General features: G+C 42.8%; 12 protein-coding genes. 7 read left to right on the top strand and 5 right to left on the bottom strand.

All coding sequences use genetic code 11. The annotated features are described in order from the left end of the window. Nucleotides 1-113 precede the first annotated feature (113 nt). Nucleotides 114-608 carry a DUF2059 domain-containing protein gene (locus IEV39_RS01290; RefSeq protein ID WP_005287860.1) on the top strand — a complete coding sequence of 165 codons (495 nt, stop codon included), beginning with the start codon at nt 114-116 and terminating at the stop codon, nt 606-608. Nucleotides 609-664: 56 nt separating this feature from the next. Here IEV39_RS01290 and lysS read toward each other — a convergent pair whose 3' ends face one another. Together lysS and IEV39_RS01280 are read right to left on the bottom strand one after the other, a co-directional pair. Next, complete coding sequence (gene lysS / locus IEV39_RS01285) at nt 665-2,191, bottom strand: lysine--tRNA ligase (protein ID WP_005287864.1); 1,527 nt, start codon at nt 2,189-2,191, stop codon at nt 665-667. Nucleotides 2,192-2,342: 151 nt separating this feature from the next. Continuing rightward, a complete protein-coding gene (locus IEV39_RS01280) occupies nt 2,343-2,786 on the bottom strand; it encodes an SRPBCC family protein (protein WP_005287867.1) in 444 nt (147 codons plus the stop codon). 348 nt (nt 2,787-3,134) lie between these two features. Here IEV39_RS01280 and rubA point away from each other — a divergent pair, with 348 nt between their 5' ends. From rubA to oxyR, 4 genes are all read left to right on the top strand, one after another. Further along, nucleotides 3,135-3,299, top strand: a complete 165-nt coding sequence (gene rubA, locus IEV39_RS01275; protein WP_004678010.1) for a rubredoxin RubA — start codon at nt 3,135-3,137, stop codon at nt 3,297-3,299. An 83-nt stretch (nt 3,300-3,382) separates the two neighbouring features. Continuing rightward, nucleotides 3,383-4,564 (top strand): rubredoxin reductase RubB, encoded by a 1,182-nt coding sequence (gene rubB, locus IEV39_RS01270; protein ID WP_005287871.1) that lies wholly within the window; start codon nt 3,383-3,385, stop codon nt 4,562-4,564. A gap of 83 nt (nt 4,565-4,647) precedes the next feature. Beyond that, complete coding sequence (gene estB / locus IEV39_RS01265; protein WP_005231565.1) at nt 4,648-5,592, top strand: esterase EstB; 945 nt, start codon at nt 4,648-4,650, stop codon at nt 5,590-5,592. Nucleotides 5,593-5,598: 6 nt separating this feature from the next. Further along, nucleotides 5,599-6,504, top strand: coding sequence for a LysR family transcriptional regulator OxyR (gene oxyR, locus IEV39_RS01260; protein WP_004773664.1), 906 nt, complete (start codon nt 5,599-5,601; stop codon nt 6,502-6,504). A gap of 53 nt (nt 6,505-6,557) precedes the next feature. Here oxyR and dusB read toward each other — a convergent pair whose 3' ends face one another. Next, a complete protein-coding gene (dusB, locus tag IEV39_RS01255) occupies nt 6,558-7,583 on the bottom strand; it encodes a tRNA dihydrouridine synthase DusB (RefSeq protein WP_005287874.1) in 1,026 nt (341 codons plus the stop codon). 82 nt (nt 7,584-7,665) lie between these two features. On the opposite strand from dusB, the gene IEV39_RS01250 reads away from it, so the two are divergent. Beyond that, entirely contained in the window at nt 7,666-8,874 is a 1,209-nt protein-coding gene (locus tag IEV39_RS01250; protein WP_005287877.1) for a DUF1615 family protein, read from the top strand. Further along, nucleotides 8,841-9,515, top strand: a complete 675-nt coding sequence (locus tag IEV39_RS01245; protein ID WP_005287880.1) for an HAD family hydrolase — start codon at nt 8,841-8,843, stop codon at nt 9,513-9,515. The genes IEV39_RS01250 and IEV39_RS01245 overlap by 34 nt, the downstream gene beginning before the upstream one ends. 26 nt (nt 9,516-9,541) lie before the next feature. Here the strand turns inward: IEV39_RS01245 and proB are convergent, their stop codons facing one another. Further along, nucleotides 9,542-10,675 carry a glutamate 5-kinase gene (gene proB, locus IEV39_RS01240; protein ID WP_005231634.1) on the bottom strand — a complete coding sequence of 378 codons (1,134 nt, stop codon included), beginning with the start codon at nt 10,673-10,675 and terminating at the stop codon, nt 9,542-9,544. Between the two features lie 15 nt (nt 10,676-10,690). Next, complete coding sequence (gene cgtA, locus IEV39_RS01235; RefSeq protein WP_005287882.1) at nt 10,691-11,902, bottom strand: Obg family GTPase CgtA; 1,212 nt, start codon at nt 11,900-11,902, stop codon at nt 10,691-10,693. Nucleotides 11,903-12,073 lie beyond the last annotated feature (171 nt).

Here is a 12,073-nt window from a genome sequence, read left to right as displayed (position 1 = left end):
ATTTCAATCGTCAAACGAAACAATTACATTTTTTAACATGCAGGATAAAATTGACAATAATTGATGCCTGTCAGTAACATTTATTTCACCTATAACACGACTGAAATCAAATAATGAAAATTATTGCGACATTTATTACTGCGGTAGCAATCTCAATTCCTGCGTTTGCTCAGCCAGCGTCAAACCAATCTGTAAAAGAGTTATTAAAGATAACCAAGTCTGAACAATTTCTTGGTCAAATGAGTCAGCAGATGAATAGCATGATGCATTCAAATCTGGATAAGATCACTCAAGGCAAAAAATTAACTACAAAACAAGAACTTGCCATGGTTAATTATTCTCAGGAACTCGGCAAAATTATGCAAGAGGAATTGACATGGGCAAAGTTAGAACCAGAAATGATTAAAATCTATGCTGAAGAATTTACCCAAGAGGAAATTGATGGCATGATCCAATTCTATAAAACGCCTGTAGGGCAATCGACTATTGATAAAATGCCAATCGTGATGCAAAAAAGCATGCAAGTGGGCTATAAACGAATGGATACCGTTACACCAAAAATTATGCAAGCCGCAGAAAAGTTAGCAAAAGAAATGCAAGCGGAATAATTCATTCAAGCATAAAAAAAGCCACGCTAAACGTGGCTTTTTTAAGATAAACAATATTAATCTTTACGGCGCATATGCGGGAATAAAAGTACATCACGAATACTTGGCGCATTCGCAAATAACATCACCAAACGGTCAATACCGATACCCTGACCTGCTGTCGGTGGCAAACCATATTCCAACGCTTCAATAAAGTCAGCATCGTAATGCATAGCTTCATCATCACCGGCATCTTTTTCAGCAACCTGTGCTTGGAAACGCTCAGCCTGATCAATCGGGTCATTTAACTCCGAGAAGCCATTGGCTAACTCACGACCACCGATAAAGAATTCGAAACGATCGGTAATGTGCGGGTTGTCATCATTACGGCGCGCAAGCGGTGAGGTTTCAGCAGGATATTCAGTAATGAATGTTGGCTGACGTAACTTGGTTTCTACCGTTTCTTCAAACACGATGGTTTGCAACTTACCTAAACCGAAACCAGCTTTCACCTGTTCTTTTAACACGTCCTGAGTGAATTTCGCCAAGAACTCACGGTCGTTGACATTTTCAGGCGTGAAGTCCGGGTTATGTTCAAGAATTGCATCAAACATTGAAATTTTCTTGAATGGACCTTTGAAGCTATACACTTCATCACCATACGGCACATCAGTAGTACCCAAAATATCAACTGCCAGCTTCTCAAGCATGTTTTCAGTCAATACCATCAAGTCTTTATAGTCAGCATACGCCTGATAGAATTCGATCATGGTGAATTCCGGGTTATGACGTGTTGAAACACCTTCGTTACGGAAGTTACGGTTAATTTCAAATACACGCTCGAAACCACCCACAACCAGACGCTTTAAATAAAGTTCAGGTGCGATACGGAGGTAAAGCTCCATATCCAGTGCATTGTGATGGGTTACGAATGGTTTTGCAGATGCACCACCCGGAATCACATGCATCATTGGCGTTTCAACTTCCATGAAACGTTCATTAGTTAAGAATGTACGGATACCAGCGACTACTTTGGCACGAATTTCAAAGGTCTTACGGGTTTCTTCGTTTACAATCAGGTCTAAATAACGCTTACGATATTTCGCTTCAGTATCAGTTAAACCATGGAATTTGTCTGGCAGTGGACGCAGTGATTTGGTCAGTAATTCAAAGCCTTCAAGGTGTACATATAAGTCACCTTTACCAGAACGGCCGATATAGCCTTCAGCCGCAATAATATCACCAAGATCCAGACTCTTGATCGTTTCTAAAATATCTGTCGGTAAACCTTTACGGTCAACATATAGCTGGATACGGCCGGTCATGTCCTGAATCACAATAAATGATCCACGGTTCAACATCACACGACCTGCAACCTTGACATAAACTTTTTCAGCACCTTCGATTTGTGCTTTATCTTGATCTTTAAATTGTTCTTGCAAATCAGCTGTATAGTGTTCACGTTTAAACGTGTTTGGCCACGGGCTCTTACCCGTTTGTTTTGCAGTCTCTTGGATTTGCTTTAACTTGGCATGACGCTGTGCGATTAAATCGTTTTCGGAAAGTGTTTGTTCAGAAGTCGATTGAGCGTTTTGTTGCGTCATCTCTGCCTCGATTAAGTAAAAAATGAAGTGACATAGAATAGCAGATCACAACCCATTTTCGTATTATTTCAATCAGACAATTCAAAAAAATCAAGATTTATCAATTTTGAATACAGATGACACAAGCATTTGCCCTGTTCAACCAGCCAAATCAGCCCTCTTTTTCTGCCAGATGTTTGACCATGGCGAGTCCCTGATCAAAGCCTTTATTCATGAATTCGGCATGCTCTGGCTGAATATCCACTTCAACGTGCAACTGGGTTTCGCCATTAAAATCAAACAGCATATATTTTTCCAAGGCACCCGCCCAGGTCTTGATCTCTTCACTTTCCAGATCTTCCTGACCGTTCTGGATCATTCCCAGATGCTTAAACACAACTTGTTTCGGTTCATCCAGACTTTCAATGGTAGAGACCATGCCATTGCCCTTGCCATCACCAAAATAGGTTCTACCCCCCACTTTCCAGTCGCTTTGCATGGTAGAGTCACAGGCAAAGAATTTTGTCCATTCCGGATAGCTTTCAGGGGACCAAAGCACCTGCCAGACTTTTTCAGGGGTCGCATAAATTTTAATATTATAAGATAAGGTTTCCATGCGTTATTCTCCTTCTATCATTGTTTTCTTCATCATAACTTGATTTTGAATGTTTGTTTTTTATACATACTATTTTTATACGATTGGCTTTTTTCATTATATAAGTCCTGAACTTTCGATAAAATTTTAGAGCAATTGCTCAAATAACAAGACTTTCAGATAGAATTGCCATATCGCTTTTTGAATAAATGATTAAACTCTTGCATTTACTTTACTTAAATGTCGTTCTGCGTAAAAATCTAATTCCCGATTAACATAAGTTAGTTCCTCTTGCAGCGATCATAGCGACATTACGGAATAGTTTTACTGAAAGGCAACTTGAGCATACCGATCAGTTTGGAGAGTCACATGAAAAAATATCAATGTATCGTTTGTGGTTGGATTTACGACGAAGCAGAAGGTTGGCCACAAGACGGCATTGCAGCAGGGACCAAATGGGAAGATATTCCTGATGACTGGACTTGCCCAGATTGCGGCGTTTCAAAAGCTGATTTTGAAATGGTTGAAATCTAAAGATTAAAGAAAAAAAGACTATGAAAATCATGGTCTTTTTTTCTGAGCATTCATTTTTAAATAAGAAAATACTGGAGAATATAATGCACCCTATCGTCATCATCGGATCAGGTATGGCTGGATATACCGTTGCACGAGAATTTCGCAAATTAAGCCCAGAGCAAGAGCTGGTCATGATCTGCGCGGACGATGCGGTAAATTATGCGAAACCAACCTTATCCAATGCCTTTGCAGGTAAAAAAGCACCGGAACAGATCGCGCTCGGTGATGCGGCAAAAATGGCCACCCAATTGAATATGCGCATCGAAGCGGAAACCTGGGTCAAACAAATCCATGCCGAAAAACATGAAATTATTTTAGAAAAAAATGGTGAAAGCATTGCCCAGCCTTATTCAAAATTGGTCCTTGCAGTCGGTGCCAATCCTATCCGTTTAGCCATCGCTGGTGATGGTAGCGAAGACATTCATGTGGTGAATTCACTGATTGACTATCGTACTTTCCGTGAAAATCTGTCGAAACGTAAAGACAAACGTGTGGTGATTCTGGGCGCAGGTCTGATTGGCTGTGAATTTGCCAATGACTTACTGCACAGTGATTATGAAGTGACGGTGATTGACCTTGCGCCACAGCCTTTAGGTCGCTTACTCCCTAATCATGTCGCAGATGCATTCAGAACCAATCTGGAACAGGCAGGCATTAAATTTGCGCTATCAACCACGGTTGAAAAAGTCACGAAAATTAATGATGGCGAAGACTATGCAGTCACTTTAGCCAATGGTCAGACCTTAGTCGCAGATATTGTGCTTTCTGCCATCGGTTTACAGCCAAATATTGCTTTAGCGAAAGCTGCAGATATCCAGACCAGCCGTGGCATTATTACCAATACCTTGTTAGAAACCAGTCAGGCGGATATTTATGCCGTGGGTGACTGTGCTGAAGTAAATGGTACCCTGCTCCCATTCGTTATGCCAATCATGCAACAAGCCCGTGCTTTAGCCAAAACCCTAAGTGGTCAAACCACTGCCGTTCACTACCCTGCTATGCCCGTGGCAGTAAAAACCCCTGCCGCACCGTTAACGGTATTACCAGCGCCACTGGATGTGGAAGTAAACTGGGAAACTGAAGAGTTCGATGATGGTATGCTCGCGAAAGCAGCAGATGGCGAAGGCACCCTAAGAGGATTTGTGCTGTTAGGTGCAACTGCGGGTAAACAGCGTTTAACCTTGACTAAACTGGTTCCGGACTTGATTCCAGCACAGGTTTAGGGTTTAAATACCAGAGCTTGCTGAGAAAAGAATGTCCGGCAAGCCCTTAAGTTATAAAAAGAATTCAATTTGGAACGAAGATCATGAACAGTGCCCTCCAGTTTAATGTGTCGCCTTATGCTTCCTTTATGCAAGAAACCAAAGTCACTTTGGGCAATGGCATTGAATTGCATGTTGAAATTGGCGGCAACCCTGAACACCCAACAATTCTGCTGGTCATGGGTTTAGGTGCTCAAATGTTATTCTGGCCTGACTTTTTCTGTAAGGCTCTGATTGATCAAGGCTTCCGGGTCATTCGTTTTGATAACCGTGACATCGGCTTATCTTCTAAAATCCGCAATAAAGGCAAACGGCTCAATACCATGAAATTGATGAGTCGCTTTATGTTTGGTCTGGGGAATGAAGGTGCACCCTATACGCTTTATGATATGGCGGATGATGTCGCAATGCTGATGGATCAGCTTGGCCTGGAGAAAACCTATATTCTTGGCGCTTCCATGGGCGGTATGATTTCACAAATTGTTGCGGCAAAATATCCAGAAAAAGTGGAAAAGGTTGGCTTATTATTTACCAGCAATAATCAACCGCTTTTGCCACCACCTTATCCAAAACAACTTTTCAGCCTGCTCGGCAAGCCAGCCGCACACGATGAAGAAACCATTATCAATCACAGCCTGAATGTTTTCCGTATTATTGGCTCACCGGGTTATGTCAATCCGGTTGAATCAATTCAAACCATTCGCAAATTATATCGTCGTAGTTTTTACCCTGCGGGTGTACTTCAACAGTTTTTAGCAATATTATGTACGGGTTCTCTGTTACCATTGAACAAAACGATGACTCAGCCGACGCTGGTTGTACACGGATCAAAAGATCGACTGTTACCGCCAAGTCACGGGAAAGCTGTTGCAAAAGCAATTTCTGGTGCTAAGTTTGAATTAATCCAAGGAATGGGGCATGATATTCCTGCACATTTCATTCCGCAACTTAGTGGTTTGTTTGCTCACCACTTTAGATCATCACACTAGGACTCTATGGCTGCATTACCCTCATTAAGACAGCTATCATATTTAGTTACGTTGTCAGAAACTTTACATTTTACTGAAGCAGCGCGTCGTTCCTTTGTCACCCAGTCGACGCTGTCTGGCGGCATCATGGAATTAGAGCGCTTATTAGGTGGCGTCTTAGTTGAGCGTGATCGTCAAAACGTCCGTTTAACACCGTTAGGTGAACAGGTGGTAGCGCGTGCGCGTGTACTGCTTGCCGATGCTCAGGATTTGATGCGCTTAAGTCGTGAAATGAGCGAACCGCTCACAGGTGATTTGCATCTTGGTATTATCCCAACCATTGCACCCTTTATCCTGACGCAGCTATTGGAAGAAGTGCATCAGCAACTGCCAAAAATTCAGCTGCATTTACATGAAGCGCAAAGCGAGAAGATTGTAGAAAAGCTGGAACATGGCAATCTGGACATGATTGTATTGGCGCTTCCTTTCGACACACGCAGCCTTAAAGTTGCCGAAATCGCGAAAGAACATTTGTTCCTGGTGTACAACAAAAAAGATACCAATGCGGCGAATGCAAACTCTCTCGATGATCTGGATTTGTCGCGCCTGATGTTGCTTGAAGAAGGACATTGTTTACGTGACCATGCCTTAAGTGCCTGCCCGGTTGGTGAGCGTAAAAATGATCACCGCTTAAAAGCAAGCTCATTGCCAACACTGGTAGAAATGGTATCGTCAGATCTTGGCTTTACCCTGTTACCTGAGATTGCCTTGAAAAACAGCATGATTCACTTTAATGAAGACATTGATGTGAAATCAATCGAAGCTGCACCAAGTCGTACATTGGCTTTAGTGACTCGTAAAAGTACGCCGTTACAAAGTGAATTTGATGTGATTCTGCAAATTCTGCAAAAAATCACGGCTCACTTAGAATAATCCAATAAAAAGCCTGTAATTGAATTACAGGCTTTTTATATCAACAAGAATAATTATTTGATATCCAGTAAATTGACCTGCTCAACCTGCACATCACTCATCCGCTGTCCCTGATCCAGTAATTGATCAAAATAGCTTTCAACGACTTTTGCCTGATCTGCGGTATTTTCTACTTTATACATGTTCTGGCGGAACTCGTTACTTGAACGTAATCCTTTGGTGTACCAGGCAATATGCTTACGCGCGATACGACAACCCGAATATTCACCATAGAATGCATACAGTTCAGCCAGATGTCCCAATAACACTGCTTTGACTTCTGCAATATCTGGTGCAGCCAGATGCTCACCGGTTTTGAGGTAATGGGCAATTTCCCGAAAAATCCATGGTCGGCCTTGAGCAGCACGCCCGATCATAATGGCATCTGCACCGGTGTAATCCAGCACATATTTGGCTTTTTCAGGACTATCAATATCACCATTGGCAATCAATGGAATATCAATCAGCTGTTTCACCTGCTTGATCAGTTCATAACGTGCCGTATTTAAATACATATCTTCACGGGTACGACCATGTAAAGCTAAGGCAGCAATTCCCGATTCTTCGGCACGTTTGGCCACACGTAAAATATTTTCATGACCATTTAAAAAACCCAAACGGGTTTTCAAGGTTACAGGCACATCAACAGCTGCAACCACTGCATCCAGAATACGGGCAACGAGATCTTCATCTTGCAATAAGGCCGAACCTGCCAATTTATTGCAGACTTTTTTGGCTGGGCAACCCATATTGATATCAACAATTTGCGCCCCATTTGCCACCTGATAACGCGCCGCTTCCGCCAGTTGTTCAGGATCAGAACCTGCGATTTGTGCAGAGATTGGCGCCAGCTCACCATCAAAATTGGCCCGATAAAGGCTCTTCTTGCTCATGCGCAAGGTCTTGTCTGCGGTCATCATTTCACTGACTGCATGTCCGGCACCAAAGTACTTACATAGCGTCCTGAAGGGCCTATCGGTGACGCCGGCCATTGGGGCAACAATCAAATTATTTGACAGTTGATACGAACCAATATACATATATTTTCTTACAATTTCTGACCAACATAGTATACTTCATTCGCCCGTTCGGCTCATCTTTTTGTGCGGTGTTGTCTTCATTATGAACAAATCTGTTTCGACTCGTCCTCTACTCAAAACATTTAGCCTGTTGGCAATCAGCATAAGCTTAACTGCTTGTGGCGATAATGCTTGGTGGTCAAATAGTAAAGAACCTGAAATGAAGGCAGAACAGATCAAAAAAGTTCTTCCGCCGCGTGTAAATGATCGTGAATCATGGTCGCAAGATATTTTTGATATCATGCAACAATTGAGTATTCCAAAATCCAAGCAAAATGTGTGTAGTATTGTGGCGGTCGTGGATCAGGAATCTAACTTTGTTGCCGACCCTGCTGTTCCAGGCTTAGGTGAAAAAGCTGTTCAGGAAATCAATACCCGACTCAAGGAAAAGTTCGAAGCCAAGTTAGGTGAAACCATTGGCGGCACGGTGGCAGGTTATTTCGAAGATGTGTTGAAAAATCAGCCATCTCCAGAAAATAATTACATGAGCCAGATGCGCAAAGTAAAAACTGAACGCGAACTGGATCTCCTCTATCGTGAAATCTTTGACTATATGTCCAAGCATTATCATGTGAGTGCTTTAACTGGTGCTGCTAAATTAATTGGCCAAGATATTGGCGAGAAAATGAATCCGATCACCACGCTGGGTTCGATGCAAGTACACATTAACTATGCCAAAGAGCATAAACGTCAAAGTGGCAATATTGCGGAATTGCGTGATGACCTGTATACCCAATATGGTGGGTTATATTATGGCATTCATCGTCTGATGGAATATTCGACCGATTATGATAAAGCCATTTATCGCTTTGCAGACTATAATTCGGGGATGTATTCAAGCCGTAATGCTGCTTTTCAAAAGATGCTTGAAGTAATCCAAGATAAAGATCTTGATTTAGATGGCGATTTATTACTTTATAATAAAGATGGTAATCCACAATCCGCATTGAGCCAGTCAGAAAAAGAAATTATTGCTGCATTTACCAGTAATAGGATTTTGGTGACGCCACGTCAAATTCGTGCGGATTTAAAGAAAGAAAAAGAGAGAAAATTTGAAGATACACAGACTTACCTAGCGGTTCAAAAACTATATCAAACTAAAACCCATAAAGAACCAATTTATGCAATTATGCCTGAGGTGATTATTTCAGGGCCTAAACTCAGCCGTGATTACAATACCAATTGGTTTGCAAGTCGTGTAAATGGACGATATGAAACATGCATGCAAAGAGCGAAACGTATAAAACTGTAAATCTTGCCTTATTTGATTTTGATGGAACACTTTATCCCAAAGACAGTTTCACGGGATTTATTTTCTTTGCGCTATCAAAACGCCACATTGTTAAAAGAGGTCTGAAAATCCTGCCTTGGATTCAGGCCTACTATTTACGCCTTTACCCTGCGCATGCCATGCGGCCACGTCTATTTGAAACCATGTTTAAAGACACGCCGATCGACTTTGTGGAAAAATTAGCACAGGAATATACTCAAAAATTATTAAAAAAATTAGACCCTGAGTTACTTAACCAACTTCGACAGCACCAACAACGCGGTGATCATGTGGTACTGGTGTCGGCTTCGGTTGACCTTTATCTCGCTCCAATCTGTGATGTGCTCAAGATTGATTTAATCTGCACCCAGACCGAAACAAAAGATGGTCTGTTAACAGGAAAATATAGCTCCGAAGACTGTAGTTGCGACCAGAAAAAAGTACGTATTTTAGAAAAGTATGATTTAGACGATTATCATGCGGTTTATGCCTATGGCAATAGTGAAGAAGATTTAGAGATGCTTTCACTTGCCGACTATCCTTATATGATGGGTGAGCAAAAAGGATTACCTGTCCTGGATGCCAAATACGCAAAATCAGTCGACATAAAAAAGCCCGCCTAAAGCGAGCTTTTTTTATTGATGGCCATTTAATAAATGGCCATATGGTCCCGATGAATCATTTCCAGCGAACGTGCTTCACCTAACACCTGATAGACTTTTTCTGATGATAAACCTTTGATCATTTCTGCCGAACGTGAACTGAAATTGACACGCCCAACCGCAATACGAGCACCGTTTTTATCAACACATTCCACCACATCACCACGATCAAAATGTCCTTCAATCGCTTTTACGCCGACCGGTAATAGACTACGGTGCTTGCGCTTGATCGCTTCAACCGCGCCATCATCAATCACTAAACGTCCAGCCGTTTGCAAATGCGCTGCCAGCCATTGCTGATGTGCCGTGACACGGTCATTGTCTGTGGTAAATAAAGTACCCAGCATCTCGCCCGCCATCAAACGTGCCAGTACATTGTCACTTTCACCACTGGCAATTAACGTTGGACAACCTGATCTCGCTGCGAGACGTGCGGCACGGACCTTGGTGACCATACCGCCACGACCCAGCACACCACCGCCACCTGCCATTTCAAACAGGCTATCATCAAGTGCCCGAACAGCTGAAAACAATTTCGCATTGGGATTACTACGTGGATCGGAATCAAACATCCCCTGCTGATCTGTCAGGATAATCAGTAATTCTGCATGCACCTGACCCGCGACCATGGCGGCCAAGGTGTCATTATCTCCAAAACGGATTTCATCCGTAGAGACGGTGTCATTTTCATTAATCACCGGAATCACATGCCAGTCAATCAGGTTCTGCAAAGCATCACATGAGTTTAGGTAACGACGACGATCTGCAAGGTCATCATGCGTGAGTAAAACCTGTGCAGTCTGGATGCCATGCTGATCAAGCACACTTGACCAAGTATGAATCAGGCCCATTTGGCCAATGGCCGCACAAGCTTGCAAACTGGGTAGATCGGTGGGTCGACTCGCAAGTTTCATGCGTACCATCCCTTCTGCAACTGCACCTGAAGACACCAGAATAATCTCATGTCCGGCATTGTGTAGATCTGCAATCTGTTTCGCCCAGTGCGAAATTGCATTTAAATCTAAACCTTGCCCATTTGCAGTGAGTAAAGATGATCCGATTTTAACAACGATTCGTTTACACGCATTGAGCTGACGTTGCCCATCGACCACTTCTATCATTTTTCCCTCGGTTTACTAGTCACGAATGTAGATACTTTCTACATCGCCTTCATCCTCATCAAAGTCTTCGTCATCGTCCAGACCAGCTTCACGCTGAGCTTTACGCATGGCACGATAGGCTTCTTTAGCTGCGATGGTTTGTTCACGTGTTTCAGCTTCAAGCTGCTCACGGAATGCTTTAACTTCTGCTGCGTATTCTGGATCTTCAACTTCGCGTTCACGTTGTTGCTCGATTTGATCCATTAAATAGTACACCACCTCTTTGGTGCCTTCAGACATCAAACCAGAGGTTTTAAATACAGGGCCTTGCCATTGCAATTCATCCAGAATGTGCTGACACCACTCTTCTTTAGATTCTTCAGGAAGCTGGTCAAGTTTGTTTAAAACCAGTACCACTGGAAGTTTTGCCAAGGTTGGTGAGAATTTAACCAACTCACCCAGAATCGCTTTGGCATTATGTGCAGGATCTGAACCATCAATCGGTTGAACATCAACGATATGCAACAGGATACGGGTACGTGCCAAATGCTTAAGGAAGCGAATCCCTAGACCTGCACCTTCTGCCGCGCCTTCGATCAGTCCTGGAATATCCGCCATCACAAATGAACGGTGACGGTCGGCATCGACCACACCTAGGTTAGGTACCATTGTGGTAAACGGATAATCAGCAACTTTTGGTTTTGCCGCACTGACTGCACGGATAAATGTCGATTTACCTGCATTCGGCATACCCAATAAGCCAACGTCTGCGAGTACTTTTAACTCTAGACGGACTTCGCGGTACTCACCTTTAATCCCGTGTGTACATTTACGCGGGGAACGGTTGGTTGACGATTTAAAGTGAGTATTGCCTAAACCACCATCACCGCCTTGGGCAACTTTGACACGTTGACCATCAGCAACCAGGTCACCAATAATGTCGCCAGACTCAGTATCAACAATGGTTGTACCGACTGGCACTTTTAAAATAACGTCTTCACCGCCACGGCCTGAACAGTTTGCACCCGAACCATTTTTACCGCGTTCTGCGCGATAACGACGGGTATAACGGTAATCTACAAGTGTGCTGGTATCATCATCCGCCTGGATGTAAATACTTCCGCCACGTCCCCCATCACCACCATCCGGGCCACCAAAAGGGACAAATTTTTCACGGCGAAAACTGGCTACGCCATTGCCACCGTCGCCAGCCTCTACGGTAATGACTGCTTCATCAACAAAGCGCATGTGCCAATCCTCTGAATTCTTTAAAACGGGGTATTTTGCCACATTTTAAGAAAATTCTCGAATAGAAAAATCAGCAAATTGATTTTTTTGATTTTATTCTTGTTTTAGTCCTCAAATTGAATAATTTATCATCGTAAAAGATCCTTTTTGATAGAATATGGATTGCCTGAT

The sequence above is a fragment of the Acinetobacter courvalinii genome (assembly GCF_014635545.1).
Classification (GTDB): Bacteria; Pseudomonadota; Gammaproteobacteria; order Pseudomonadales; family Moraxellaceae; genus Acinetobacter; species Acinetobacter courvalinii.
The sequence above is the reverse complement of the archived record's forward strand: the minus strand, read 5'-3'. Positions and strand labels throughout refer to the sequence as shown.

Bases quoted from the DNA above. Each gene is read 5' to 3' on its own strand.
- IEV39_RS01290 (WP_005287860.1), top strand. From the start codon at position 114: ATGAAAATTATTGCGACATTTATTACTGCGGTAGCAATCTCAATTCCT.
- lysS (WP_005287864.1), bottom strand. From the start codon at position 2,191: ATGACGCAACAAAACGCTCAATCGACTTCTGAACAAACACTTTCCGAA.
- IEV39_RS01280 (WP_005287867.1), bottom strand. From the start codon at position 2,786: ATGGAAACCTTATCTTATAATATTAAAATTTATGCGACCCCTGAAAAA.
- rubA (WP_004678010.1), top strand. From the start codon at position 3,135: ATGAAAAAATATCAATGTATCGTTTGTGGTTGGATTTACGACGAAGCA.
- rubB (WP_005287871.1), top strand. From the start codon at position 3,383: ATGCACCCTATCGTCATCATCGGATCAGGTATGGCTGGATATACCGTT.
- estB (WP_005231565.1), top strand. From the start codon at position 4,648: ATGAACAGTGCCCTCCAGTTTAATGTGTCGCCTTATGCTTCCTTTATG.
- oxyR (WP_004773664.1), top strand. From the start codon at position 5,599: ATGGCTGCATTACCCTCATTAAGACAGCTATCATATTTAGTTACGTTG.
- dusB (WP_005287874.1), bottom strand. From the start codon at position 7,583: ATGTATATTGGTTCGTATCAACTGTCAAATAATTTGATTGTTGCCCCA.
- IEV39_RS01250 (WP_005287877.1), top strand. From the start codon at position 7,666: ATGAACAAATCTGTTTCGACTCGTCCTCTACTCAAAACATTTAGCCTG.
- IEV39_RS01245 (WP_005287880.1), top strand. From the start codon at position 8,841: ATGCATGCAAAGAGCGAAACGTATAAAACTGTAAATCTTGCCTTATTT.
- proB (WP_005231634.1), bottom strand. From the start codon at position 10,675: ATGATAGAAGTGGTCGATGGGCAACGTCAGCTCAATGCGTGTAAACGA.
- cgtA (WP_005287882.1), bottom strand. From the start codon at position 11,902: ATGCGCTTTGTTGATGAAGCAGTCATTACCGTAGAGGCTGGCGACGGT.